Origin of the sequence: Stieleria varia, assembly GCF_038443385.1 — a bacterium.
In the GTDB taxonomy this organism is placed as follows: domain Bacteria; phylum Planctomycetota; class Planctomycetia; order Pirellulales; family Pirellulaceae; genus Stieleria; species Stieleria varia.
In genome coordinates, this window is sequence record NZ_CP151726.1 from 3684381 (window position 1) to 3710173 (window position 25793).

The following is a 25793-nucleotide window of genomic DNA, read 5'->3' on the forward strand; positions in this document are numbered from 1 at the left end:
GGACGGATCATTCGGCGACCATTGCGGCTCGAATGGAATCCATCCACTGATCATGACCGACAAGCCTACGTCGCGTTTGGTAATCGTGACGCTCGATTAATTGTTGTAATCGATACAGCTTGTCGCTCAACTGTTGCGATTGTGCAACATCTACTTCTCCGGTGGGTCGTGCGGCACGAGCGATTTGGTCGGCAAGGGATCGCCCGTGTCGACAGAACAGTTCGTCGTCGGCAGCGACAAAGAACTGACTGCTGCCTGGGTCACCCTGGCGTGCTGCGCGTCCGGCGAGTTGTCGGTCGACCCTCGCGGATTGACTTCGGCTGGTCGCCAGCACATGCAACCCGCCCCGCTCTCGTGATTCTGGGCTCAGTTTGATGTCCGTTCCGCGACCGGCCATGTTGGTTGCAATGACGATCGAGTCGGTCTGACCAGCGGTCGCAATGATTTCCGCTTCGTTAGCATCCTGGACGCCATTGAGCAAAGTGCAATGAATGCCGATCGCGTTCAAAGCTTCGAAGACTTGTTGACTTTCTCGGATCGTCCGCGTGCCGATCAACAGCGGACGACGTGTCTCCAGGAACTTTGTCGTGAACTGAATGATCGCCGCCAGCTTTGCGTTCCAATCAACAAAAAAACGCGTCGGCATTTCCAGCCGTTTGCACGGGCGGTGTGGTGCCAGCGGGGTGACGCGAACACCATAGAAATGGCCTAGTTCTGCTTCACTGCCTTGAGCGGTCCCGGTGAGTCCACCGATCGCATCATAGAGCTGAAAGAATCTCTGACGAGTGACCCGAGCAACACTGTCCGACGGCGGCGTGATGGTGATGCCTTCTTTCGCTTCTACCGCTTGGTGCAACCCGCCTCTCAATGTTCGGTCATCAAAGATTCTGCCGGTCAGTTGATCCACAAGCGACAGTTTATCATCGACGACGACATAGTGCTCGTCTCGGAGGAGCAAGTGCTCGGCGTGAAGAGCATTCTTGATGTACTCATCCCAAGGACGATCGAGATGTACGCGTCCCAATTCCTTGAGTGCGTCAAAGCATGAATGTCGCCCCGCGTCCGTGAACTCGATCTGTTTGGTGGTGAAATCAACGGTGTAGTCACTGCTGATCTGCAATGACCCTGCGACAGACTTGGCCAATTCAAACGAACGACGTTCGATTGCGGAACATTCCGTTGCAGCGCCCGCTCCGCTGAGGATCAGCGGTGTTGTGGCTTCATCAATCAATACGCTGTCGGCCTCGTCAATGATGATGCAACTGTGATCTCTCTGGACGAGCGAGTCGCGAATATCGGTGCCGCTAAGATACTCTAGGATGGTACGCCCAAGCGTGATCTCGGCCGCAGAGCGGATCTTCAATTGATCTCTCAGGTAATCAAAGCCGAACAGATAGCCCGGGCCGTAGATGATCTGGCAGCGGTACGCGTCACGGGTTTCCTCCGTGTCGGCGTCTTTGGTCAAGACGGCTGACGTGATCCCCAGTCGGTGAAAGATTTCCACCACGCTCTCGTGGTCTCGTTCGGCTAGGTAATCGGTCGTTGTCGCGACATGAACACTGCTGACAAAGGGGCAACGGGTCAGTGCGGCAAGTGCTGTGACAACCGTTTTTCCTTCCCCTGTTTGCATCTCAACAATGTGACCGGCAGCCGTTGCCAACGCACCGTGAATCTGAACCGGGTGAGGTCGAAAACCCATGGTCCGTCGGATCGATTCGCATCCCAACGCTGCAACGTTCATCGCTGTCGCCAAGTCGAACGACACATCAGATTGCCGGATCCGGCTTGCCAACTCACCAAATCGTTGACTCAACGCGGCATCGCTGAGTCGTTCCGTCTGGGCCGCTTGCCCAATGACTTCCGTGACACGCCCCTCGACCTGATTTTCATCATGTCGATCAGCCGATCTACCAAGCAACTGGCCTAGCCAGCTTTTCGTCCCAGCACGAGTTGGCGTTGTGGTCAGTTGATTCATTTCATCCCCAACGGATCAGAGTTGCCGTCTTGTGCTCGCTTGAGGGTTTCGTTCGGCGAGTTCTTGATGATCGACGATGGAGTCAGTTCCGGTGCGTTGTCCACGTTGAGTGCCAACGCTCGGTATGTTTCGTCGGCGAGTTTCAAACCCGTTTCACCGAACGCAACGCTGGTCGATGCGACATGCTCGATCACGATTCGAGCATTGGACGACATGCGGGTATTGAAGAAATTCATCGTCCAATTCCCGCTTGCGCCAACCGTCAGCGAGGTTTCACCGATCAATGAACCATTCACGTCATAGATCCGACCGACCAAGACGGATCCGGGTTGTGCGTATCCTGCCAAGATCGGCTCGGGTGCCAAACGGTCGACTTGGCGGGAGAGCAAGATGTCCGTTGTTGAACCGTATCGGCCGACCGACGAAATACCTTCTTTTCCTTCGTCGCTCAGATCGCGGAACGAATCGAAGACAAAGGCACCTGTGATGGACCAAGTGAAGCTCGCCGACAGCGTCTGTCCGCTTCCATCGGTGACGGTGATTGTGACCAGGAACGATCCGATCTCGGCAGTTCCCTCTGCCGGTGTGCCGGTCACGATTCCCGTTGCCTGGTCAAGAACCAAGCCGGGCGGCAGCGTTCCCCCATCATCGTATGTCACCGTATCGCCATCATCCCCTGGTACAAGGGATTTCGACAAGTCGACCGGTGCGATTGGTTGACCCTCGGGGTTTGTTTGAGGACCAAGGAGACGTACGGCTCGCGGTCCGTCATCCAATCCAGTAACCGCAACCGTTGCCATTGCCGTATCGGTTCCGCCATTGCCATCGTCAATGGTGTAGCTGACTTCGGTCGTCACCGTGATTCCTACTGGCAGGTGATCAAAGTCTCCTGCCGGGTCGAACGTCAGTGTGCCGTCGGGCATGATGTGGAAAAGTCCCCCTGAGGAACCTGGAACGAACTTGCCCACCGATGACACGCTTCCGTTGACAGCTTGAACAATCAATCCGTCTCCATCCGGGTCGCTGTCGATGCCGGCACCGGTGTTCCCAGATACCACATTGCCGGACGTCGCGGTGTTCTGGTCGACAGAATACGAGTTGGATACTGCAGTGGGTGCGGGATTCGTGACCGTCCAGAGGAAGGTCTGTATGATTGATTCTCCCGCTGAATCCGTCGCCGTGATTCGCACGACATAGGGACTGTGCATGGACGCTGACGAGTCAAACGTTCCAGTAATGACACCGGTGCTGGAGTTGATCGCCAGCCCCGGTGGCAACGTCGCATTGTCGCTGAACGACAGGTTGTCGCCGGTATCCGCATCGGCAAAGAACACACTGGTATCCAGGGATACGGCCACCGCAGAATCGACCCCGAATTGGGGGCCGATCGTGCCGACTGCGGTCGGTGCATCGTTGGAGCCGACAATCGTGACTGTTACCAAGGCCGTGCTGGTCGCGCCTTGGGCGTCCGCGATCGTGTAAGTGATCGACGAACTAGCAGTGACGCCAGGGGCCAGTGAGTCAAAGTCATTCCCAGGGTCGAATGAAAAACTGCCTGCTGAATCGATGTGGAAAGTGCCGCCGCCTGAACCAACAACGGTTCCGCCTACCAAACTCGCTTGACCGTCCACTGCGATCACGGTCAACGCATCGGAGTCTGGATCACTGTCCGATCCATCGCCGTTGTCAGTGGCAACGACGTTGCCAGAGACGATCGTGTTCTCTGTGGTGCTGAATCCATCGTCCGTTGCGCTCGGGCCGGGATTGCTGACTAACCACTGGAATGTTTGAGTGCCCACTTGGCCGAGTAAATCGGTCGCGGTTATCACGACGGTGTACGGACTGTGTGTGGACGCATCGGATGACAGTGTTCCCGAAATGATTCCAGTCGCCGAGTCGATGGACAGACCGCTTGGCAAGGTTCCGCCGTCGGTGAAGCTCAACACTTCGCCCGGCGTGGGATCAAAGAAGTTGCCAGAGACATCGACCGGCGTGATCACTCCTCCGTCCAAATTGCTCTGATTACCGATCGTTCCGACAGGAACAGGCTGCTCGGTCGATCCGGTGACCGTCACCGTCAAGGTTGCGGTGGCGAATCCGCCATCGCCATCGGCAATGGTGTAGCTGACGCTCGTCACCGCAGACTGACCGCCCGTCAAATGATCAAAGTCACCGTTCGTTTCAAACAGATAGCTGCCGTTGGAGTTAATCGTGAACCTACCGCCACCTGAGCCGGTTACCACGTTGGCGACATTCGTCGACAATCCGTCCACTGCAGAAACCAAAATGGTGTCACCGTCTGGATCGTTATCGACTCCGTTACCATCGTTGTCGTTGATCACGTTGCCAAGGATGGTGCCTGATTCACCGACCGTTACGTTGTTGTCCGTCGCGGTTGGCAACGGATTGGCGACCGTCCAAGTGAAATTTTGCGTCGCACTGTTGCCAAAGCTATCGGTCGCGGTAACGACAACGGAATACGGGCTGCCAAGCGACGCGTGAATATCTTGTGTCCCGGAAATCAGTCCGCTATGCAAGTCGATACTCAAGCCCGGTGGCAATGTGCCGTTGTCGTCGAATAGCAGCGTGTCGCTTGCATCGATGTCTGTGAAATACGCGGACGCGTCCAACGGCACGATTGCAGTTCCGTCGGTTCCTACTTGATCGGGAATAACGCCAAGTGTTATCGGTCCATCGTTGAGTCCTGTGACTGTGATGGTGACGGTTGCCGTGGCAAAACCACTTTGGCCATCCGTCACGGTGTAGGTCACACTGGTTTGTCGTGTTTCACCATCAGCGAGGTCATCGAAGTCCGATCCTGCATCGAAGCTGAATCCGCCATTCGAGTTGATCTGGAACGACCCGCCACCGGAGCCAGCAATGAGATTGCCAACGTTGCCCGTGCCGCCGTCGACGGCAAAGATCTGCATGGGATCTCCGTCTGGATCGAAATCGATTCCGCTACCATTGTCCGCCAGAACGTCTCCCGCAAGGCTTGCACCCTGATTGACCGCATACTGGTCGTCGTTGGCGATCGGGACCGGGTTGGTAATCGTCCACTGGAACGTCGCCGTGACCGTACTTGAATCTCCGTCGTCTGCAATGATGGTCACCGTGTAGGGACTGTTCACCGATGCGTCGGAAAGCGGCGTTCCGGAAATCAGCCCACTGAAAGAATCAAGCGTCAACCCTGGAGGCAAGGTTCCCGCATCACTGAAGCTGAGGGTCGTCCCGGTATCGACGTCTGAGAAATAGGTGCTGATGTCGATCCCAGCGATGGGAGATTGTTCCACATCGATTTGGTCTGGGATCGTGGCGATTACAATCGGTGCGTCGTTTGTCCCTATAACGTGTACGGTCGCAATCGCCGTGCTGACACCGCCGTCCGCGTCCCTGATCGTATAAGTAACGTACGAGTCACGCTGGACTCCGGCGGGTAGGTCGTCGAAATCGCTGCCAGGGGCAAACGTGAACGTACCATCCGCCTGAATGACAAACTCGCCGCCCGTAGAGCCGTTCACCACGGTATTGACGGCCAGCGAATCTCCGTTGACTTCAGTGACGGTCAATGAGTCGCCATCCGGATCCGAATCAACGCCACTGCCGTTGTCGGTAGAAATCACGTTACCCGAGATACCAGAGTTTTGCGTCGTTGTGAACTCATCATCCGCCGCCGCCGGCGGCGGATTGGTGACCGTCCAGACGAACGACTGAGTTATGGTTTCGCCATGGGGATCCGTCGCCGTGATCGTCACGACGTACGGTGAGCCCTGCGAAGCACTTGAATCCAACACACCAGTGATTTCGCCGGTCGACATGTCCAGCGTTAGCCCCAATGGCAGCGAACCAGAATCATCAAAAATCAGCGACTCGGACGTATCGACATCGACAAAGTATCCGCTGATATCCAACGCCGCAATCGGACTCGAATCGACGTCAAACTGCGGTGGAATCGTTCCAAATGCTGTCGGACTTTCGTTCACACCTGTGAGAACCACTGTGACCGTGGCGCTGCTGATGCCTCCCTGACCATCGGAAATGGTATAGCCGATGGTCGTTGTGCGAGTCTCGCCTGCGCTCAAGTCGACGAAGTCGCCGGCTGGGTCAAACGTCAAATTGCCCAGTGGCGTGATCACAAACAGTCCGCCAGCGGAGCCGCTGATCGTTGTGTTCACATTTGCCGCTTGTCCATCGACCAAGGATACAGTTAGAGCGTCCCCGTCTGGATCCGTGTCAACACCGTGACCATTGTCTGTTGTCACGACGTTTGCAGAAATAGTCTCTGTAGCCAAGATTGCAAAATCGTCTTGAGTCGCGGTCGGTACAGGATTGACGACGGTCCAAACGAAGGTTTGAGTTGCCGATTGGCCTTGTGTATCCGTTGCCGTGATCATTACCGAGTACGGACTATTGACGGACGCGTCCGTGTCAAATGTTCCAGTGATTCGCCCCGTAGATGCGTCGATGCTCAAACCACCGGGCAGCGTACCCGAATCGCTAAAGACCAGGCTGTCAGTGGTGTCGAGATCGGAGAACGAAACAGCGACGTCGACCGGGGTGATGGTCGCGGAGTCGATCCCGAACTGTGGTCCAATGCTGCCGATGCTGGTGGGTACGTTGTTCACGCCCAGAACCGTGACAGAAACCGTCGCCACGTCGGTGCCGCCCTCTCCATCGGCCAATGTGTACGTCATTTCGGTGACTGCCGTCTCGCTGTGACCAAGTCCGATGAAATCATTTCCGGGATCGAAGACGTAGTTGCCGTTGGAGTCGATGATAAACGTGCCTCCAGTTGTTCCCGCAATCGCAGTTCCGACATTGCTATCGACGCCGTTGACTTGAGTTACTGAGAACAGGTCGCCATCTGGGTCCAGATCGATCCCATGGGCGTTATCGTCAGTGATAACATTGCCAATGATCGACGTCGCTTCCGTTGTCGTCAAATCATCATTGGCTGCCACAGGCGCTGGATTGGTCACAGTCCATACGAAGGATTGCGTCACGCTCGCTCCTTGTCCGTCGGTAGCAGTGACCACCACCGTGTACGGGCTCGCTTGCGATGCATCTGCAGTAAAACTTCCCGTGACGACGCCAGCGTTTGATAGAGAAAGCCCCGGTGGCAATGTTCCGCCTGCGTCAAAGCTCAGCGAATCGCTCCCGTCCACATCCCCAAAGAATCCCGCTAGGGACAGAGGCGAGATCGCTGCTCCGTCCACTCCGGTTTGTGGTGCAATGGTGCCAATGGTCGTTGGTATGTCGTTGGTTCCCACAACGGTCACGGTCAGAGTGGCGATGTCAAAGCTGCCTTGCCCGTCAGTCGCGATGTAGGTCAGTGTTGTGGTGACCGACTCGCCCGCGGCCAAATATTCGAAATCATTGTCTGGGTCGAAAAGGTAGTCGCCGTTGGCCGCCACATTGAACACACCGCCATTTGAACCAGCTACATCGAATCCGATATTGCCGGTGGAACCATTGACTGAATGAACGGTGATCGTGTCACCGTCCGGGTCCATGTCGATGCCATGGCCATCATCATCTGTCAAGACGTTTCCGAGTCTCGGAGTGCTCTCAGCGGTGGTTACATCGTTATCGGTCGCCACCAGTGCTGAGTTGCTGACAAACCAATCAATGCTCTGTGTGGTTGACAAACCATTCGAGTCCGTTGCCGTGATCGATACTGTATACGGACTAGCAACGGACGCATTGTTGTCGTAGGTTCCCGTGATCAACCCCGAATTTGTGTCGATCGAAAGCCCCGCAGGCAGCGTGCCGTTAGCTGAATAGGTCAATGAGTCCGTTGCATCACCATCGGCAAAGTAAACACTCACGTCCAGCGGGGTCGCGAGCCCTGCATCGGAGCCAAATTGCGGAGGAATGCTGCCGACAGTTGTTGGCGCATCGTTCGTCCCCAACACGGTCACTGTCGCAATGGCAAAGTCATCGCCTCCTTGCCCGTCGCTGATACGATAGGAGATGGAGGTTGTTGTCGATTCACCAGCACCCAAATGGTCAAAGTCGCCGTTGGGGTCGAATGAGAGCGAGCCATCGGCAGAAACGGTGAACAAACCGCCCCCCGATCCAGCAATGCCTGTGTTCAGATTGCCAGCCGATCCGTTGACTTCCACAATCAGCAGGACATCGCCGTCTGGGTCTGAATCAACACCATTTCCGTTGTCATCGGCAATCAGATTCGTTGTTAGAACGCTTGCTTGATCCGTCGTCAGTGCATCGGCTTGTGCTACCGGTGCCGGATTCAAGACCGTCCATGTGAACGATATGAGAACGCTTTCACCAAACGGATCTGTTGCCGTGATCACAACCGTGTAAGGGCTGTTGATGGATGCATCTGAGTCAAACGTACCCGTGATCAATCCTTGGCTATCAACGGACAATCCAGGAGGCAGAGTGCCACCGTCCGTGAACGAGACAACGTCTGTCCCGTCTGGGTCCGCAAAGTACACGCTGACGTCCAGTGGTGTGATCGTTTGTGCGTCTGTCCCTGACTGAGGCGGAATGGCATTCAGTGCAATCGGGGCTTCATTGGTACCCACGACAGAGACTGTCAAGACAGCAGCATCGAACCCGCCTTGCCCATCGCTCGCTGTATAGACGATCGACGTGGATGCCGTTTCACCTTGTCCCAAAGAATCGAAATCAGATCCTGGGGCAAAGGTATAGTCTCCATTGGCCATGACAACAAAGGTCCCTCCATTGGAGCCAGCGACGGAAACTCCCACGTCTCCAGACGCTCCGTTGATCTCCACTACGGTGATTGGATCTCCATCAACATCGGTGTCCACGCCATGCCCGTCATCGTCTGTAATGACATTCCCGGTACGAACAAGGTTTTGCTGCGTCGTCACGTCATTGTTCGTGGCCTCGAGAGCAGCATTGGTGACCACCCAAATGAAGCTCTGAGTCACACTAGCGCCGTGTGGGTCCGTCGCCGTGATCGTGACGCTGTACGGACTGGCGGAGGACGCGTTGTTGTCGAACGTTCCGGTGATTTGCCCGGTGGATGAGATGGATAACCCAACCGGCAGCGTTCCATTGTCCGAGAATGTCAACGCGTCCGTCGAATCGGTATCGGTAAAAAATATGCTGATATCAAGCGTTGCCGTGACCGCTGAGTCTTCGCCGATTTGTGGTGGTATCGAACCAACTGTCGTCGGACTCTCATTGGTTCCCGTCACCGTTACAGACAATGTTGCAATGGATAGACCGCCTTCGCCGTCGCTGAGGGTATACGTTACCGACGTTACCACAGACTCGCCGGCGCCCAGGTAGTCAAAGTCGTTTCCAGGGTCAAAGGTATATCCACCCGTCGCGGTGATGTTGAACTGACCACCCAGTGTGCCTGCCGTGATCGCACCAACAGCGGTTGGAGTGCCGTTGACTTCCGCAATCGACAGCACGTCGCCATCGGGGTCCGTGTCCACGCCGTTGAAATCGTCATCCAAGATCACATTGCCGCTGACGGCAACATTCTGTTGCGTTGCGAGGTCATTGTCGGTCGCAACCGGTGACAAATTGTTGACCGTCCAAGTAAACGTCTGCGTGGCGGTTTCGCCCGATTGATCGGTTGCTGTTATCGTTACCGTGTAAGGCGAGGTCTGAGACGCATTTGACGTAAAGCTCCCAGTGATCATGCCGCTCGGACTGACGCTCAATCCGTTTGGTAAGGTTCCACCGTCCGTGTAGGTCAGCACGTTGCCTGAATCGACATCACTAAAGAATCCAGCGATATCCAGTGGAGTCGTCAACGCGGAGTCAACACCGAACTGCGGTGCTATGGTGCCATGTGCGGTCGGCGCGTCATTGCTCCCAACAACGGTGATGCTCAATGTTGCGGTATCGCTTCCGCCGTTTCCATCGCCGATGCTGTAGGTCACCGATGTGGTCGAGGTGGCGCCAGCAGCCAGCGAGTCAAACGTTGCGCCAGGATCAAAGCTGTACGATCCATTGGCGGCAATCGTAAAGGTTCCGCCAGCCGAACCAGTGACAGCGATACCGACATTGGAGAGCAAACCATCGACTTCAACCACCGTCAAAGAGTCTCCGTCTGGATCGTAGTCGATACCGCTTCCATCATTGTCAGAAATCACGTTGCCGACTACTGACGCTTGTTCTGTAGTCGCAGCGAAGTTGTCCGAGGCAACGGGAGTCGGATTCGTTACAGTCCAGAGAAACGATTGAGTGACCGATTCGCCAGCCAAGTCTGTCGCTGTGATGGTCACCGAAAAAGGACTGGACTGAGATGCATCATGGTCCAGTGTTCCCGTGATCCGTCCATTCCCATCAATCGATAGTCCGCCTGGTAGGGTTCCACCAGCATCGTAGACAAGCGTATCTCCAGAGTCCGCATCGCCGAAAAACGGGCTCAAATCCAAAGTCGCGATGGTTGACGAATCAACGCTTGATTGTGGGCCAATGGCTCCGATCGCTGTAGGGGTGTCATTCGTTCCCGTCACCGTGACGATTACCGTGGCCGTATCCGTTCCGCCGTTTCCATCACTGAGCGTATAAGTGATCGACGTGGTCGCGATTGCACCTGCTGCCAGTCCATCAAAATCGGTGCCAGGATCGAAGGTGTAGAGACCGTTGGTCGAGATCCGGAATGTCCCTCCGTTTGAGCCGGCAACATCCGAGTCCACGAGTGCGGCGTTCCCATTGACCTCGGAAACAATCAACATGTCTCCATCAGTATCCGAGTCTGCGCCAAAGCCGTCGTCGTCGTTAATCACGTTTCCAACCAGGCTTGCATTCTCGTTCGCGATCAAACTGTTGTCCTGAGCAACGGGCCCTGGATTGGTCACAGTCCACGTAAAGCTCTGAGTGACCGTGGTTCCGCTGCCGTCTGTTGCTGTGATCGTGACCAAGTACGGACTGCCTGCCGACGCATTGGATGCAAATGTTCCGCTGATCTGGCCGGCGGAGCTAATGGATAGCCCCAGCGGCAATGTGCCTAGATCGTTAAAGGTCAAGCTGTCGTTGGAATCGCTGTCATTGAAATAGGAGTTTACGTCCAGCGTAACAATGGTTGCCGAGTCGATGCCAATCTGTGGCGGGATCGTACCATCGGCGGTTGGCACATCATTCGTGCCTGTGATGGTAACGGATACCGTCGCAAGATCGATTCCGCCTTGGCCGTCACTGACGGTGTACGTCACTAAGGTCGTTGCGGTTTCACCTGCAGCCAGCCAATCAAAATCACTGCCGGGGTTGAAGGTGTACGCACCGGTTGAGCTGATGCTAAAGGCCCCGCCGTTGCTCCCGGCGACCGAACTACCCACATTTCCAGCAGACCCATTCACGGCCGAAACGACAAGGCCGTCTCCATCTGGATCAGAGTCGACACCGTTTCCGTCGTTATCCGTGATCGCGTTTCCCGACAACGGAGCGTTCTCCGTCGTTGCCAAATCATTATCCGTCGCCGTAGGTCCCGGATTCGAAACCGTCCAAATGAACGTCTGTGTTACCGACGCGCCATCAGGATCGGTGGCCGTGATCGCGACCGAATACGGGCTGCCAACGGATGCGTCCGCATCGAAAGTCCCGGTGATCTGCCCAGCAGAGTTGATCGACAAGCCCGACGGCAACGTTCCACCGTCGCTAAAAGCCAGCACATCGGTCGCATCCACGTCTGCGAAGAATCCGCTAACGTCCAAAGTCGCGATCGTCGTCGAATCGACGCCTGATTGTGGACCAATGGTACCTAGTGCGGTCGGCGCATCATTTGTTCCGGTAACGGTTACAGTAACCGTAGCGAGACTCGTTCCCCCCTGTTCGTCACTGACCGTGTAAGTCACCGAAGTGGTCGCGATAGCACCGGCAGCCAATGAATCAAAGTCACTGCCGGGGTCAAAGGTGTATATGCCAGTCGAACTGATGCTGAATGCTCCACCGTTGGTCCCCGTGACAGAACTTCCAACGTTTCCAGCCGAATCATTCACAGCCGATACAACAAGGCTGTCCCCATCAGGGTCCGAATCGACGCCGTTGCCATCGTTATCTGTGATGACATTCCCCGACAGCGGAGCATTACCGGTCGTCGCCAGATCGTTGTCCGTCGCCGTTGGACCTGGATTGGTTACTGTCCATACAAACGATTGTGTTTCCGACGCACCACTTGGGTCCGTTGCGGTGATCACGACAGAATAGGGACTACCAACGGATGCATTGGCATCGAACGTGCCGGTGATATCGCCAGCCGAGTTGATCGACAGGCCCGGAGGCAGCGTCCCGCCGTCACTGAAGGTCAAGACGTCGGTTGCATCCAAATCCGTGAAAAAGTCGCTCACGTCAAGCGTTGCAATCGTTGTCGAATCGACACCGGACTGCGGACCGATCGACCCTTGTGCGGTCGGCGCATCATTCGATCCAGTCACGGTCACTGAGACGGTGGCAACGCTCGTTCCTCCTTGTCCATCACTGATCGTATACGTAATCGAAGTCGTCGCTGTAGCTCCAGTCGCCAGTGAATCAAAGTCACTACCAGGTTCGAATGTGTAGGCACCGGTTGAATTGATGCTAAATGTTCCACCGTTCGTCCCCGTGACCGCGTTACCCACACTGCCAGCCGAACCATTCACAGCCGAAACAACAAGGCTGTCTCCATCGGGATCAGCATCGACACCGTTGCCATCGTTGTCCGTGATTACATTACCCGACAGCGAAGCATTCTCGCTTGTGGCTAGGTCATTATCCGTTGCCGTCGGTACCGGATTTGTCACGGTCCAGACGAACGATTGTGCTGCCGATGCACCGCTAGGATCGGTTGCGGTGATCATGACGGTGTAAGGACTGCCAAGGGATGCATCCGCGTCGAAAGTGCCGGTGATCTGACCCGTCGAATTGATAGACAAGCCTAGCGGCAACGTCCCACCGTCACTGAATGTCAGCACATCGGTCGCATCCAAATCCGCAAAGAATCCGCTCACATCCAGAGTTGCAATCGCTGCCGAATCGATACCTGATTGCGGACCGATCGTGCCCTGTGCCGTTGGGATGTCATTCGTTCCTGTGACGGTGATCGAAACGGTCGCTAGATCGATTCCTCCCTGCCCATCACTGATCGTGTACGTCACGGACGTGATTGCGGTGGCTCCCGCAGCCAACGAATCAAAGTCACCGCCGGGGTTGAACGTGTATACACCGTTGGCAGCAATGCTGAACGTCCCACCGTTGGTTCCGGTCACAGGGTTTCCGACGTTTCCACCCAATCCATTGACCGCCGAAACGACTATTGTGTCGCCATCAGGGTCGGTATCCACACCGTTGCCATCGTTATCCGCGATGACGTTCCCCGACAACGGGGTGTTCTCGGTGGACGTCAGATCATTGTCCGTCGCCGTCGGCCCCGGATTCGTAACCGTCCAAACAAATGATTGCGTCACCGACGCACCACTCAAGTCAGTGGCGGTGATCACGACCGAATAAGGACTGCCAAGAGATGCATCTGAGTCGAATGTGCCTGTGATCTGTCCCGCGGAGTTGATGGACAATCCAGGAGGTAAAGTTCCCCCATCGCCAAAAGAGATCAAATCTCCTGCATCTTGGTCGTCGAAGAATCCGCTGACGTCCAACATGGTGATCGTGGCGGAATCGATCCCTGTCTGTGGACCAATTGTCCCGATCGAAGTTGGTGATTGATTCGATTTTGCGACCGTCACTGTCACCGTCGCAGCGCTCAGGCCACCCTGCCCGTCACTAATCGTGTAACTCACCGACGTCGTCGCAGTTGCACCTGCTACCAATGAATCGAAGTCGCTGCCGGGATTGAACGTGTAAGCACCGGTCGAGCTGATATTGAACGATCCACCATTCGTTCCCGTGACCGAGCTGCCGACGTTGCCAGCCGAACCGTTCACGGCGGCGACAACCAGATTATCCCCATCAGGATCCGAATCGACGCCGTTTCCGTCGTTGTCCGTGATCACATTCCCTGACAACGGAGCGTTCTCGGTTGTCGCCAAATCATTGTCCGTCGCCGTCGGACCAGGGTTCGTCACTGTCCAGACGAACGACTGTGTGACCGACGCACCGCTGGGATCGGTCGCGGTGATCACCACCGAATAAGGACTACCAACGGATGCATCCGCATTGAACGTGCCAGTGATCTGCCCAGCCGAGTTGATCGAAAGACCCGATGGCAGCGTCCCGCTGTCACTGAACGTCAACACATCGGTGGAATCCACATCGGTAAAGAATCCGCTTACATCGAGCGTTGCAATCGTCGTTGAGTCGATTCCCGACTGAGGAGCGATTGTCCCCTGTGCCGTCGGTCCATCATTCGTTCCGGTCACAGTGACTGTCACCGTGGCAAGACTCGTCCCACCTTGTCCATCGCTGATCGTGTAACTCACCGACGTCGTTGCCGTTGCACCAGCAGCCAGCGAGTCGAAGTCGCTACCTGGGTTGAAGGTGTACGCACCAGTCGAGCCAATGTTGAACGATCCTCCATTCGTCCCCGTGATTGAGTTCCCGACGTTGCCAGCCAATCCGTTCACGGCGGAGACAACAAGGCTATCCCCATCAGGATCCGAATCGACGCCGTTTCCGTCGTTATCCGTGATCACATTCCCTGACAACGGAGCGTTCTCGGTTGTCGCCAAATCATTGTCCGTCGCCGTCGGACCAGGGTTCGAAACCGTCCAAACGAACGATTGTGTGACCGATGCACCACTGGCATCGGTCGCGGTGATCACGACAGAATAAGGGCTACCAACAGAAGCGTCTGCGTTGAACGTCCCGGTGATCTGCCCCGCCGAGTTGATCGACAATCCCGGCGGCAGTGTCCCACCGTCGCTGAATGTCAAGACATCGGTCGCATCCACGTCCGTGAAGAATCCGCTCACATCGAGAGTAGCGATCGTCGTTGCGTCGACGCCTGATTGTGGACCAACTGTGCCTAGCGCGGTCGGTGCATCATTCGTTCCCGTCACAGTGACTGTCACCGTCGCGACACTCGTTCCGCCCTGACCGTCACTTATCGTGTAACTCACCGACGTCGTTGCGGTTGCACCAGCAGCCAGCGAGTCGAAGTCGCTGCCGGGATTGAACGTGTATGCACCGGTTGAACTGATATTGAACGCTCCGCCGTTCGTCCCCGTGACCGAGCTGCCGACGTTGCCAGCCAATCCGTTCACGGCGGAGACAACAAGGATATCCCCATCAGGATCAGAATCCACGCCGTTGCCATCGTTATCCGTGATCACATTCCCTGACAACGGAGCATTCTCCGTCGTCGTCAAATCATTATCCGTCGCCGTTGGTCCAGGGTTCGTCACCGTCCAAACGAACGATTGTGTGACCGATGCACCACTGGCATCGGTCGCCGTGATCACCACCGAATACGGACTACCAACAGAAGCGTCTGCGTTGAACGTCCCGGTGATCTGCCCCGCCGAGTTGATCGACAATCCCGGTGGCAGCGTCCCGCCGTCACTGAACGTCAGCACATCGGTCGCATCCACGTCCGTGAAGAATCCGCTCACATTTAGAGTAGCGATCGTCGTCGCGTCGACGCCTGATTGTGGACCAACTGTGCCTAGCGCGGTCGGTGCATCATTCGTTCCCGTCACAGTGACTGTCACCGTCGCGACACTCGTTCCGCCCTGACCGTCACTTATCGTGTAACTCACCGACGTCGTTGCCGTTGCACCAGCGGCTAGCGAATCAAAGTCGCTGCCGGGATTGAAAGTGTAAGCACCGGTCGAGCTGATATTGAACGATCCACCATTCGTTCCCGTGACCGAACTGCCGACGTTGCCAGCCAATCCGTTCACGGCGGAGACAACAAGGTTATCCCCATCAGGATCAGAATCCACGCCGTTGCCATCGTTATCCGTGATCACATTCCCTGACAACGGAGCATTCTCCGTCGTCGTCAAATCATTATCCGTCGCCGTCGGGCCAGGGTTCGTCACCGTCCAAACGAACGATTGTGTGACCGATGCACCACTGGCATCGGTCGCGGTGATCACCACCGAATACGGACTACCAACGGAAGCGTCCGCGTTGAACGTGCCAGTGATCTGCCCCGCCGAGTTGATCGACAATCCCGGCGGCAGTGTCCCACCGTCGCTGAATGTCAAGACATCGGTCGCATCCACGTCCGTGAAGAATCCGCTCACATCGAGAGTAGCGATCGTCGTTGCATCGATTCCCGACTGCGGGGTGATCGTGCCTTGCACGGTCGGTGCATCATTCGTTCCGGTCACAGTGACTGTCACCGTCGCGACACTCGTTCCACCCTGACCGTCGCTGATCGTGTAACTAACCGACGTCGTTGCGGTTGCACCAGCAGCCAGCGAGTCGAAGTCGCTGCCGGGATTGAACGTGTATGCACCGGTTGAACTGATATTGAACGCTCCGCCATTCGTCCCCGTGACCGAGCTGCCCACGTTGCCAGCCAATCCGTTCACGGCGGAGACAACGAGGCTATCCCCATCAGGATCCGAGTCGACACCACTACCGTCGTTATCCGTGATCACATTCCCCGACAACGGAGCATTCTCGGTCGTTGCCAGATCATTGTCCGTCGCCGTTGGTCCCGGATTCGAAACCGTCCAAACGAACGATTGCGTCACCGACGCACCACTGGCATCGGTCGCGGTGATCACCACCGAATACGGACTACCAACGGATGCATCAGCGTTGAACGTGCCAGTGATCTGCCCAGCCGAGTTGATCGACAATCCCGGCGGCAGTGTCCCACCGTCGCTGAATGTCAAGACATCGGTCGCATCCACGTCCGTGAAGAATCCGCTCACATCGAGAGTAGCGATCGTCGTTGCATCGATTCCCGACTGCGAACTGATCGTTCCCTGTGCCGTCGGTCCATCATTCGTTCCCGTCACAGTGACTGTCACCGTCGCGACACTCGTTCCACCCTGACCGTCGCTGATCGTGTAACTCACCGACGTCGTTGCCGTTGCACCAGCAGCCAGCGAGTCGAAGTCGCTGCCGGGATTGAACGTGTAAGCACCGGTTGAACTGATATTGAACGCTCCGCCGTTCGTTCCCGTGACCGAGCTGCCGACGTTGCCAGCCAATCCGTTCACGGCGGAGACAACAAGGTTATCCCCATCAGGATCAGAATCCACGCCGTTGCCATCGTTATCCGTGATCACATTCCCTGACAACGAAGCGTTCTCGGTTGTCGCCAAATCATTGTCCGTCGCCGTCGGACCAGGGTTCGTCACTGTCCAGGCGAACGACTGTGTGACCGACGCACCACTGGGATCGGTCGCCGTGATCACGACCGAATAAGGGCTACCAACAGAAGCGTCTGCGTTGAACGTCCCGGTGATCTGCCCCGCCGAGTTGATCGACAATCCCGGTGGCAGCGTCCCGCCGTCGCTGAATGTCAACACATCGGTCGCGTCCACATCGGTAAAGAATCCGCTCACATCGAGAGTAGCGATCGTCGTTGCATCGATTCCCGACTGCGGACTGATCGTCCCCTGTGCCGTCGGTCCATCATTCGTTCCGGTCACAGTGACTGTCACCGTGGCGAGACTCGTTCCACCCTGACCGTCACTAATCGTGTAATTCACCGACGTCGTTGCCGTTGCACCAGCAGCCAGCGAGTCGAAGTCGTTGCCGGGATTGAACGTGTAAGCACCGGTCGAGCTGATATTGAACGCTCCGCCGTTCGTCCCCGTGACCGAGCTGCCCACGTTGCCAGCAGATCCGTTCACGGCGGAGACAACGAGGCTATCCCCATCAGGATCCGAATCCACGCCATTGCCATCGTTATCCGTGATCACATTTCCTGACAACGGAGCGTTCTCGGTTGTTACCAAATCATTATCCGTCGCCGTTGGTCCCGGATTCGAAACTGTCCAAACGAACGATTGCGTCACCGACGCACCACTGGCATCGGTCGCGGTGATCACCACCGAATACGGACTACCAACGGATGCATCAGCGTTGAACGTGCCAGTGATCTGCCCAGCCGAGTTAATCGAAAGACCCGGTGGCAGCGTCCCGCCGTCACTGAACGTCAGCACATCGGTCGCATCTACGTCCGTAAAGAATCCGCTCACATCGAGAGTAGCAATCGTCGTCGAGTCGATTCCCGATTGCGGGGCGATCGAGCCTTGCGCGGTCGGTGCGTCATTCGTTCCCGTCATAGTGACCGTCACCGTCGCGACACTCGTTCCACCCTGACCGTCACTAATCGTGTAACTCACCGACGTCGTTGCCGTTGCACCAGCGGCTAGCGAATCGAAGTCACTGTCAGGGTTGAACGTGTAAGCACCGGTCGAGCTGATATTGAACGATCCACCATTCGTTCCCGTGACCGAACTGCCGACGTTGCCAGCCAATCCGTTCACGGAGGAGACAACAAGGTTATCCCCATCAGGATCCGAATCCACGCCATTGCCATCGTTATCCGTGATCACATTTCCTGACAACGGAGCGTTCTCGGTTGTTACCAAATCATTATCCGTCGCCGTTGGTCCCGGATTCGAAACTGTCCAAACGAACGATTGCGTCACCGACGCACCACTGGCATCGGTCGCGGTGATCACCACCGAATACGGACTACCAACGGATGCATCAGCGTTGAACGTGCCAGTGATCTGCCCAGCCGAGTTAATCGAAAGACCCGGTGGCAGCGTCCCGCCGTCACTGAACGTCAGCACATCGGTCGCATCTACGTCCGTAAAGAATCCGCTCACATCGAGAGTAGCAATCGTCGTCGAGTCGATTCCCGATTGCGGGGCGATCGAGCCTTGCGCGGTCGGTGCGTCATTCGTTCCCGTCATAGTGACCGTCACCGTCGCGACACTCGTTCCACCCTGACCGTCACTAATCGTGTAACTCACCGACGTCGTTGCCGTTGCACCAGCGGCTAGCGAATCGAAGTCACTGTCAGGGTTGAACGTGTAAGCACCGGTCGAGCTGATATTGAACGATCCACCATTCGTTCCCGTGACCGAACTGCCGACGTTGCCAGCCAATCCGTTCACGGCGGAGACAACAAGGTTATCCCCATCAGGATCAGAATCCACGCCGTTGCCATCGTTATCCGTGATCACATTCCCTGACAACGGAGCATTCTCCGTCGTCGCCAAATCATTATCCGTCGCCGTTGGTCCCGGATTCGAAACCGTCCAAACGAACGATTGCGTCACCGACGCACCACTGGCATCGGTCGAGGTGATCACGACAGAATAAGGACTACCAACAGAAGCGTCCGCGTTGAATGTGCCGGTGATCTGCCCCGCCGAGTTGATCGACAATCCCGGTGGCAGTGTCCCGCCGTCGCTGAATGTCAACACATCGGTCGCATCCACATCGGTAAAGAATCCGCTTACATCGAGCGTTGCGACCGTCGTTGCATCGACACCAGCTTGCGGAGCGATCGTCCCCTGTGCCGTCGGTCCATCATTCGTTCCGGTCACAGTGACTGTCACCGTGGCGAGACTCGTTCCACCTTGGCCATCACTAATCGTGTAGGTCACCGTTGTCGTTGCGATAGCACCCGCGGCCAACGAATCAAAGTCGCTACCAGGGTTGAACGTGTACGCGCCAGTCGAGCCGAAGTTGAACGACCCGCCATTCGTTCCTGCGACCGAGCTGCCGACATTACCGGCCGATCCATTCACGGCGGAGACAACAAGGTTATCCCCATCGGGATCAGAATCGACGCCGTTTCCGTCGTTGTCCGTGATCACATTCCCTGACAACGGAGCGTTCTCGGTTGTCGCCAAATCATTGTCCGTCGCGGTCGGACCAGGGTTCGTCACCGTCCAAACGAACGATTGTGTGACCGATGAACCACTGGGATCGGTCGCGGTGATCACCACCGAATACGGACTACCAACAGAAGCGTCTGCGTTGAACGTCCCGGTGATCTGCCCCGCCGAGTTGATCGACAATCCCGGCGGCAGTGTCCCACCGTCGCTGAATGTCAACACATCGGTCGCATCCACGTCCGTGAAGAATCCGCTCACATCGAGAGTAGCGATCGTCGTTGCATCGATTCCCGACTGCGGACTGATTGTCCCCAGTGCCGTCGGTCCATCATTCGTTCCGGTCATGGTCACCGTCACTGTGGCGAGGCTCGTTCCGCCTTGGCCATCACTAATCGTGTATGTCACCGACGTCGTTGCAGTAACTCCCGTGGCCAGCGAATCGAAGTCACTGCCAGGGTTAAAAGTGTACGCGCCAGTCGAGCTGATATTGAACGATCCACCATTCGTTCCCGTGACCGAGCTGCCGACGTTGCCAGCCGAACCGTTCACGGCGGCGACAACCAGATTATCCCCATCAGGATCCGAATCCACGCCGTTGCCATCGTTATCCGTGATCACATTCCCTGACAACGAAGCGTTCTCGGTTGTCGCCAAATCATTGTCCGTCGCCGTCGGACCAGGGTTCGTCACCGTCCAAACGAACGATTGTGTGACCGACGCACCACTAGGATCGGTCGCGGTGATCACCACCGAATACGGACTACCAACGGAAGCGTCCGCGTTGAACGTGCCAGTGATCTGCCCCGCCGAGTTGATCGACAGGCCCGGTGGCAGTGTCCCGCCGTCGCTGAATGTCAACACATCGGTCGCATCCACATCGGTAAAGAATCCGCTTACATCGAGCGTTGCGACCGTCGTTGCATCGACACCAGCTTGCGGAGCGATCGTCCCCTGTGCCGTCGGTCCATCATTCGTTCCGGTCACAGTGACTGTCACCGTGGCGAGACTCGTTCCACCTTGGCCATCACTAATCGTGTAGGTCACCGATGTCGTTGCGATAGCACCCGCGGCCAACGAATCAAAGTCGCTACCAGGATTGAACGTATATGCACCGGTTGAACTGATATTGAACGCTCCGCCATTCGTCCCCGTGACCGAGCTGCCCACGTTGCCAGCCAATCCGTTCACGGCGGAGACAACGAGGCTATCCCCATCAGGATCCGAGTCGACACCACTACCGTCGTTATCCGTGATCACATTCCCTGACAACGGAGCGTTCTCGGTTGTCGCCAAATCATTGTCCGTCGCCGTCGGACCAGGGTTCGTCACTGTCCAGGCGAACGACTGTGTGACCGACGCACCACTGGGATCGGTCGCGGTGATCACCACCGAATACGGACTACCAACGGAAGCGTCTGCGTTGAACGTCCCGGTGATCTGCCCCGCCGAGTTGATCGACAAGCCCGGTGGCAGCGTCCCGCCGTCGCTGAACGTCAACACATCGGTCGCATCCACGTCCGTGAAGAATCCGCTCACATCGAGAGTAGCAATCGTCGTCGAGTCGATTCCCGACTGCGGGCTGATCGTCCCCTGTGCCGTCGGTCCATCATTCGTTCCGGTCACGGTCACCGTCACTGTGGCGAGGCTCGTTCCGCCTTGGCCATCACTAATCGTGTAGGTCACCGACGTCGTTGCGATAGCACCCGCGGCCAACGAATCAAAGTCGCTACCAGGATTGAACGTATATGCACCGGTTGAACTGATATTGAACGCTCCGCCATTCGTCCCCGTGACCGAGCTGCCCACGTTGCCAGCCAATCCGTTCACGGCGGAGACAACGAGGCTATCCCCATCAGGATCCGAGTCGACACCACTACCGTCGTTATCCGTGATCACATTCCCTGACAACGGAGCGTTCTCGGTTGTCGCCAAATCATTGTCCGTCGCCGTCGGACCAGGGTTCGTCACTGTCCAGGCGAACGACTGTGTGACCGACGCACCACTGGGATCGGTCGCGGTGATCACCACCGAATACGGACTACCAACGGAAGCGTCTGCGTTGAACGTCCCGGTGATCTGCCCCGCCGAGTTGATCGACAAGCCCGGTGGCAGCGTCCCGCCGTCGCTGAACGTCAACACATCGGTCGCATCCATGTCCGTGAAGAATCCGCTCACATCGAGAGTAGCAATCGTCGTCGAGTCGATTCCCGACTGCGGGCTGATCGTCCCCTGTGCCGTCGGTCCATCATTCGTTCCGGTCACGGTCACCGTCACTGTGGCGAGGCTCGTTCCGCCTTGGCCATCACTAATCGTGTAGGTCACCGACGTCGTTGCAGTAACTCCCGTGGCCAGCGAATCGAAGTCACTGCCAGGGTTAAAAGTGTACGCGCCAGTCGAGCTGATATTGAACGCTCCGCCGTTCGTCCCCGTGACCGAGCTGCCGACGTTGCCAGCCGAACCGTTCACGGCGGAGACAACAAGGTTGTCCCCATCGGGATCCGAATCGACTCCGTTTCCGTCGTTGTCCGTGATCACATTCCCTGACAACGGAGCATTCTCCGTCGTCGCCAAATCATTATCCGTCGCTGTTGGCGTGGGGTTGTTGACGTTCCAAGTAAATTGATGATTAGTAGAAGCCCCGAGAGGGTCTGTTGCGGTGACAGTGGCCGTGTACGGTCCTGATAAAGAAGCGTTTGCTGAAATGGAGCCCGAGATCAGTCCGGCCGTGTCGATCGATAGACCAGGCGGCAATCCCGTGGCCGAGAAAGTCAATGTTCCGGATTCGGGATCGGAAAAATGTCCCGCGATATTGAGCGATACAACGTCACCATCGTCGCTTGTTTGCGTGGGAATCGCAGATGCCACAACGGGAACGTCGTTGGTGCCCGTGATATTGATTGTCAACGTCGCTGTTGCCGATCCGCCAGCGCCGTCGGAAATGGTGTAGCTGAATGATTCGCTCAGGGAGCCTCCAATGGGAAGCGCATTGACGGTCGCGTTTCCATCGTCCAGCGTGTATGTGTACGATCCGTCCGAGTTGACTTGTAGGGAACCGAAGACGGTGTTGAACGCCGCACCGACGTTACCCGATGATCCATTGATGGCCGAAACGGTCAAGACACCGCCGAAAGGATCTGAGTCGATTCCTGATCCGTCATCGTCGGATATGACGTTTCCGGTAGCCGTTGGTGATGTATTTTCCGTAACAGAACCGCTATTGTTGGTCGCCGTCGGTGGTCCATTGACGGTGACGTTGATCACGCCCGTGTCGGTAGCGCCTCGGGTGTCGGTTACCGTGTAATTCAGAACGGCAAACCCCGCGTAGCCACTTGCCGGAGTGAATGTCAATTGATTGAGCTGATCTCCACTGATCGTGGTCGCCGTCGTTATCGGGGTTCCTGCGAGAAAGAACGTACCTTGAGTTGCATTGGGGACCGCCGAGAATGAAATCGTTAGATCGGAGGTGGCGTCATCGGCGTCGCTGGGTAGCGTGATGATGACGGAGTTTCCTGAGCTGTCTTGCTGAACAACCATCGACAAATCATTGGCGACCGGCGGATCGTTGGATCCTGTGATCGTGATGTCCAAGTGCGACACGACCGCATCGCCATCGTCATCGACAACGGTGTAGGTAAAGCGTTCGGTCAATACGGAGTTGGGATTTTGTGGCGCGCTGATTGCACCAGAAGCGTCCAAGGCTTCCAGAGGACTCGCTAGAATCGCGCCCGTGACTTCACCTGTATCCAAGTCAACTTGTTGGACGGAAAAACCAGCGGCACTGAACACGCGTCCGTCTTCGGTGGCGGCGAGTTGTCCCAGGTAGTTGGCATTGATTTGTGTAAATGCATTCGTTGACAGATCAAAAGACCAAAAGCCGGCGACGGTGGTGGAGCCATAAATTTTTCCACCCGAGTAGATCAAGTCACCGAATCCGCCTACATCGGGAAATCCGGCGGCTGCAGCGGCTCCTGCGACATTCAATGCGGTTGCACTTGTCACGGACAATCCGTCCGCTGCGAGATCGAGTCGATAGATGTCGACCATTGATCCCGCACCGTCGGGTTCGGTTCCCAAGTACAGTGCACCATCAAAGTAGGTTGCTCCGCCGCTCAGCACACCCTCGGAGGACGGGATACCCATGCCGGACAATGTGCCAACGACACCGTGCGTGTCGGTTGCCGGATCCCAGTAGTACACCGAAGTATCGTCGGAGTAGTAAACCAGATTGTTATCTGCGTTGGCGGCCAGTCCGTTGATGTAAGGCACCAGGGTGCTGGTTGTCACCACACTCGTCGTTCCCGTGTTCAAGTTCAATGCTTGAATCCGTCCACTGGTGCTGGTGCCGACTCCGGACCCGTCATCGCTGCCGATGTAGACCAAGTTGGTCTGATCATTCAGCGCCTGCACGGCGGGGTCGGAATCGTTCAGTGTGTATGTGTAACTGCCATCAGAGTTGAGCAACAACGTTCCATGGTTGCCGCTGATCGTTGTGCCCACATTCGATGCAGAGCCGTTTACTGCTGAAACAGTTAGCCCGCCGGATAACGCACTGTCGTTCGCCAAGACATTGCCGGTGACTGGATTCTGTGCTGAGTCCTCCACGACGACATTGACATCTGCTGTCGCATCAGGAGGCACATCAGAGACCGCGGCAATCGCTGTTCCGCTGACCACTGCCCAATAATTCGACGTCATTCGAATCGTGATTCGACCATTCGAATCTGCGGTCATCACGACGCCAAGGTCTTCTAGGTCGACGCTGCTGTTTCCGATCGTGCCGTTGATTTGCAGTTCGTTCGCTGCAAAGAACTGATCCGTCGCTGTAACGGTGCCGCTGCCTCCAATGACTTCGACGGTCTGTTGCGAGTTGAAACTGGCATGCGCAAAACTAAAGACGACGTACTCCTGGCCGGGCGTCAAGTTGCTCCATCTCAGAGTGATTTGCTCGGTGCCGCCGGAGTTGTCGTAGAGGCTGCCATCAAGGCCTGAGAGATCATTGGTGTGGTTGGGGATCGTCGACGCCAATGGATCTGAATTGATATTGATCAGAGAACCGGTTGTCGAGATCGTCAGAGACAAACCCGAGTTCACGCCGTCTTCGTTCACCAGATTGGTGTATGTTCCAGTCCCCGTCGCGTGTGTCCAGTTGGTGGGCGAGGTGGTATCGGTGGCGGGGCCGATGTCTACGCCCGTCAGCGTCCCCATGGTGAAGTCAGCGAGCAACCCAAACCATTGTTCGAAAACCAACGATTCTGTTTCGATATCACCGTGGGCGATTTCGAGATCCCAATCGCCGCCCAGCGATTCGCTACCGGTCATGTCATTCGAGGCAGCGACGTCTGCTCCGGTGAGTGCACCAAGCGCCTTGAGCATGGTTTCGCCGTCAGCGTCTCCGGCGAAGTTGCAGCCATAGATGAGCAAGTCGGCGTCTTCGCTCATATGGTCAGCCCAGGTCACGAACTGCGCCGAGTAAGCATCCAGCGATGATGCCGACAATACCGTGTTGCCCAAACGTAGATTGCCGTCACTGCCGTGCGACAGGATGTGAATTGCATCGTATCGCCCATCAGAGGACTCCAGGATCTCAGAAATCTGCGCCACTCCGTCTTGGTCGATTTCCAACATGCGGATTTCGAGTGAAGTCCCGGAGCGCTGTTCCAGGATTTCCGCGATCATATCGTCGGCGTTCTCGACATTGCCGTCCAGAATGATCAGTTCACGTGGCAACTCGTCTGCTTGAGCAGCATTGACCGACATCTGTAGCGCAGGCTCCAACGCGGCGGCTTGATCACCGGCATCCGGCTGCATGATGAAACCACCGTCTGGAACCGCGTCGAAGAGCACCCGGTCTTCCAGTTGCTCCATGATCCGAGCCAGCTTGTCGCCACTACTCATACCTATCTACCCAAGCATTCGCGATGTTTTCGAATTGATCAGTCGCCCCCAGCCAATGCGTCGATGAGCGCGTACCTCAAGCGATGCATTGGTCTGTACAAAAAGCTATCGCACGTATCGCTTTGCTGGCTTAAGAGGTGACGTTGGCGAACACGCAATTTGTGCGGAAGATAGGTCACCCTGAGGGTGGTACCGATCGAATCGTGCAAGAC

General features: G+C 56.4%; 2 protein-coding genes. Both read right to left on the bottom strand.

All coding sequences use genetic code 11. The annotated features are described in order from the left end of the window. Window positions 1–7 precede the first annotated feature (7 nt). Entirely contained in the window at window positions 8–1975 is a 1968-nt protein-coding gene (locus Pla52nx_RS12230) for a preprotein translocase subunit SecA (RefSeq protein ID WP_146520087.1), read from the bottom strand. After that, window positions 1972–25581: an Ig-like domain-containing protein gene (locus Pla52nx_RS12235; protein WP_342190391.1), complete on the bottom strand. Its 23610-nt coding sequence runs from the start codon at window positions 25579–25581 to the stop codon at window positions 1972–1974. Before Pla52nx_RS12235 ends, Pla52nx_RS12230 begins: the two co-directional genes overlap by 4 nt. Window positions 25582–25793 lie beyond the last annotated feature (212 nt).